Raw genomic sequence first — 4,633 nt, 5'->3', positions numbered from 1 at the left:
GTCAAGCTTCGCCACGGTCAATTTATCCCCGTGGTCGATGGCGAGCTGTTCAAGGATCGGTGCGACCGCGCGACACGGACCGCACCACGGGGCCCAGAAATCAACCAGTACCGGTGTGGGGCTGTCGAGGACATCGGTGGTAAACGAGGCATCGCTCACGGTGATTGGCCGCGGTGGTGTCATGAGGGGATCTTTCCTTTCCTGGCGATGGAATCTGATACGGGACAGTGCGATTGGCTCAGCCAGCGCTGGGCGTCGAGTGCCGCCGCGCAGCCGCTGGCTGCGGCGGTGACTGCTTGGCGGTAGCGTCGGTCGATCAGGTCGCCGGCGGCGAATACGCCCGCGAGGGACGTGGAGGTCGCATCGCCTTTGCTCATGATGTAGCCACGGGCGTCGAGTTCGACGAGTCCGATCAATAGATCGGAGCACGGCGTCTGGCCGACGGCGACGAAGACGGCTGCGACCGTGATGTTGGAGTCGTTGCCGTGACGTGTGTCGCGTATGCGCACCCCGGCGACGTGTTGGTCGCCGTGCACGGCAAGCACTTCGGTGGATGTCAGGATCGCGACGTTGGGATGGGCCCGCAGGCGGGCAACGGCGATGGCTGGTGCCCGGAGCTGGGGGCGGTGGTGGATGAGGGTGACGTGGCGGGCTAGTGGCGCAAGGTGGAGGGCCTCTTCGAGCGCGGCCTCACCACCGCCGATGACGGCGACGTCGCATCCGGTGAATTGTGCGCCGTCGCGTTTAGCGCTGGTGCTCACGCCGTGGCCGATGAGCTCGCGTTCGCCGGCCACATTGAGGGGCCGGTTGGCCGAGCCCATGGCAAGAATCAGGGCACGGCCGTGGTGTCGGATATCGCGCACGCTGATTGTCTTGGCCTCGCCGCCGAGATCGAATCTGTCGACGCGGCCTGGGCGTAGCTCGGCGCCGAAGTGCTTTGCTTGCCGCCGCATCGCGTCAGCCAACGCGGGACCCGAGACGAATGGGCCGACACCGGGGTAGTTGTCGACGTCCCCGGCGACCACGAGGGCACCGCCGGGCTCATGGCCTTCGATGACAAGGGTGTCCAGCCCGGCCCGAGCCGAGTAGATCGCCGCGGTGTATCCGGCTGCGCCTGATCCGACGACGATGACATCACGAAACCGGGTGGTGTCGGCCATCAGTCAGCGGCGATGCGTTGGCGTGACCGCGGACCGGCGCCGAGTGCACGCCGGATGACTGTTGCGGTGTGGGCTGGTTCTAGAGCGTCGTGCGGCAAAGCGTGCCTGCCTTCGGTGTTGTCAGAGGTTGATGGCGTGGCCGGTCAGAGCGTGGAAGCATTCCTGTAGTCCCTCGCCGAGTGTGGGGTGGGTGTGCACGTTGCGGGCCAGCTCGGTGGCGGTCAGGTCCCAGAGTTGGGCGGCCGTCAGTTCGGGGAGTAGCTCGCTGACTTCGGAGCCGACGAGGTGAGCTCCGAGCAGCTCGCCATGGGCAGCGTCGGCGATGAGTTTGATGAAGCCGGCCCGTTCGCCTAGGCCGTGCGCTTTGGCGCTGGCCTGCATGGGAAACGTCGCGACTCGGATGTTGCGGCCGCTGGCGCGGGCCTGGTCTTCCGTGTAGCCGAAGCTCGCGACCTGCGGTTGGCAGAAGGTCACGCGTGGCATCATGCTGTAGTCCAAGGGCATGGTCGCGGCGCCGGCGATGGTTTCGGCGGCGATAACTCCTTGGGCTGAGGCGACATGGGCGAGTTGCACTTTGGCGGTGACGTCGCCGATCGCGAAGATGTGGGGAGCCGAGGTGCGCATGTAGTCGTCGATGTCGATTGCCCCGCCTGTTGTGAGGTGCACGCCCAGCATGTCGAGGCCGAGGTTTTCGACGTTGGGGCAAAATCCGATACAGATGAACGCGCGGGCGGCCTCGACTGAGGTGGTGTGGCCGTTGCGGTCAGTGTGGGCGACGGTGATGTGGTCGTCGTGGTCGATCACCGAGTCCACCCGGGTGTTGGTCTGGATGGGGATGCCGCGGCGTCGGTACTGGCGGGTCAATTCCTTGGAGACGTCGGCGTCTTCGTTGGGGAGTGCGCGGTCGGCGTACTCGAGAATTTGGACGTCGACGCCGTAGCTGCTGAGGATGTAAGCGAATTCCATGCCGATTCCGCCGGCGCCGATGATGACGATGGACTCGGGTATTGCTGCGTCGAGGATCTGCTGTTCGTAGGTCACGATGTTGTCGCTGAGGGTGACCCCGGGCAGCATCCGCACCCGTGAGCCGGTGGCGATGATGGCGTTGTCGAAGCGGAGACTGGTTGTGCCGCCGTCACGTAGCTGTACGTCGAGAGCGTGCGAGCCGCTGAAGCGACCGCGTCCGTCGATTTCGGTGATCTTGTTTTTGCGCATCAGGAAGTGCACGCCGCGGACCCGGGCGTCGGCGACTTCGCGGCTGCGTGACACGGCACGGGCATAGTCGAGGTGAATGTCGCCGCAGATACCGAACTCTTCTGCCTGATGGGTTAGGATGGAGGCGATCTCGGCATTGCGCAGCAAGGCTTTTGACGGAACGCACCCGGTGTTGAGGCAGACCCCGCCCCAGTAGCGTTCTTCGACGATCGCGACGGTCATGCCGAGTTGGGCCGCGCGGATGCCAGCGACGTATCCGCCCGAGCCGGCGCCCACGACCACCAGGTCATACCGGCGGGGGACTGGTGTGCTCATCGGTCGGCGCCAGTGAGGATGATGTGGCGATGGTGATCGCGGACTAACGGGTACAAGCCTGGCGAGATCGGTGCCTGATCGAATTCGAGCAACGATCGAGCTTGAGCCCCGGCGTCGACGTGAACGGAGACCGGACTGGTGAGACGATGGCGCGGCAACGGTCTATCGCAAAGTAGCAGTGCTGTTCTGGGGTTCACCGGATAGTGCCCCTTCTTGGTCGTTCGACATGGTTGTGGTTTGGCCACGGTGTCCTGCGACCCCATCGGAGAGACACAGCAGCTATTGCTTGAGGGCGGGCGCCCGCGCGGAAAGGATCCGCAATGCTTTGTCGACTATGAGCGTGCTGCCGGGCCGGGTGGGATGTCATCACCCTCAAGACCGATTCACCCGGGTGAAGACGACCGCGGGCGTGGCAGATGGGGCGGCCGCCCTCAGGTACCGACAACCCGGGTCTGCCGCCGCGCTGCGTACAGAATGTCCGACGTCTCGCGATGTGGGGAATCCTTTGACTTGCACTGTCGGGGCGGGTCATAGCGACCCGCACTGGGAAGTCGCCTAGCCGAGGCCACACACGCCGAGTGGACCACTTGCGATGAGAAAAGTTCCGCAATCGTTTTGTCTTTGATCGGCGCAGAAATCTGTTGCGGAGATGACTGGGACGTTGTCAGTGTGGATCAGGGGTTGGATCAGTAGTGAGGCCTGCTGGCCCATGATATGGGCGCCTAGGATCAGCCCGGTGTCATCGTCGACGATGATTTTGGCGAAGCCGGTCGTGTCTTCCATCGCCCATCCGTAGGCGACGTCTGCGTAATCTTGCACCTTCGACTTAACGTTGTAACCTTGTGCGCGGGCCTCGTTTTCAGTTAGGCCGACCATCGCGATCTGCGGATCGGTGAATACCGCCGACGGCACGTAACGGTGATTGGCCCGCATCAGCGAATCGGTGTCGTCCCAATCGGCCAGCAGGTTGTTCTTGACCACGCGGGCCTCATGGTTGGCGACGTGCTTCAGCTGGTATGGCGAACTCACATCACCCAAGGCATATATGCCGCGCGCGGTAGTCCGTTGGTATTCGTCCACGCTCACCAGCCCGTCGATAACCTCGACCCCAGCTAATTCGGCATTCAGCAAGTCACCGTTGGGGATCCGCCCGGTCGATACCAGCAAGGTGTCAGCGCGAAGTCGAGAACCATCGTCAAGATGTAGGGTGATCCCGGAGTTGTCTTGGATGCCGCCGATCACGTTACGGTGGCTCCGGATGTTCCAATTCTTGCCGGCGATATCGGTAAATCGTTCACACAGGGTGTCATCGCATTGTCTGAGCAACGTGCCGCCACGGATGACCAGCGTGACTCGAGAACCCAATTCCGAGAAGATATGGGCGAACTCAGTTGCGATGAAACCGCCACCAACGATCACTAGGTGTTCGGGCAGCTTCGCGATGCGCATGATGGTGTTGCTGGTGTGATACTGCACCCCGGACCTGGCGATCGCGTCTGGCACGGTGGCACGGGCGCCTGCAGCGATGACAACCTGGTCGGCGGTGAATTCGTCTCCGTCATCGGTGCGTAGCTTGTAGCGCCCGTTCTCCATGGTCGGGGCGAACCTAGTGCGGCTCATGTACAGCTCTACGTTGGGCGAGGAACGCTGGTATTGCTCGCCGCTCATCACCAGTGGGTCGATGCGGCTGAATACTCGCGAGACGATGTCGTTCCACCGGACGCCATCGACATGCGCATCAACACCGAATCGTGGTGATTCCCTAGCGAATTGCGCTATTTCGCCGGCATAGACGAACATCTTTGTCGGGATGCAGCCGACGTTGATGCAGGTGCCGCCGAACACACCCTGCTCGCAGATCGCGATGCGTCTGTCAGCATAGCGCTCGTCGAGGATGGTGTTGCCAGATCCGGTGCCGATGATGGCGATGTCGAAATGGTCCA

Annotated in this window: 4 protein-coding genes; all 4 read right to left on the bottom strand. The window is 63.0% G+C overall.

The window, feature by feature from the left end; all coding sequences use genetic code 11:
* Nucleotides 1–183, bottom strand: a 183-nt coding sequence (locus VGG53_RS00730) for a thioredoxin family protein (protein ID WP_331516035.1), incomplete at its 3' end; no start/stop codon positions are given.
* Entirely contained in the window at nt 180–1,160 is a 981-nt protein-coding gene (locus VGG53_RS00725; protein ID WP_331516034.1) for an NAD(P)/FAD-dependent oxidoreductase, read from the bottom strand. The genes VGG53_RS00725 and VGG53_RS00730, both read right to left, overlap by 4 nt.
* A gap of 120 nt (nt 1,161–1,280) precedes the next feature.
* Nucleotides 1,281–2,690, bottom strand: coding sequence for a dihydrolipoyl dehydrogenase (lpdA, locus tag VGG53_RS00720; RefSeq protein WP_331516033.1), 1,410 nt, complete (start codon nt 2,688–2,690; stop codon nt 1,281–1,283).
* A 555-nt stretch (nt 2,691–3,245) separates the two neighbouring features.
* Nucleotides 3,246–4,619, bottom strand: coding sequence for a mycothione reductase (gene mtr / locus VGG53_RS00715; protein ID WP_414688845.1), 1,374 nt, complete (start codon nt 4,617–4,619; stop codon nt 3,246–3,248).
* Between the last annotated feature and the right edge of the window lie 14 nt (nt 4,620–4,633).

It is taken from the genome of Mycobacterium sp., assembly GCF_036490025.1.
In the GTDB taxonomy this organism is placed as follows: Bacteria; Actinomycetota; Actinomycetes; order Mycobacteriales; family Mycobacteriaceae; genus Mycobacterium.
Note: the sequence above shows the minus strand (reverse complement) of the source record. Positions and strands in the feature narration are given on the sequence as shown.

Bases quoted from the DNA above. Each gene is read 5' to 3' on its own strand.
- VGG53_RS00725 (WP_331516034.1), bottom strand. From the start codon at position 1,160: ATGGCCGACACCACCCGGTTTCGTGATGTCATCGTCGTCGGATCAGGC.
- lpdA (WP_331516033.1), bottom strand. From the start codon at position 2,690: ATGAGCACACCAGTCCCCCGCCGGTATGACCTGGTGGTCGTGGGCGCC.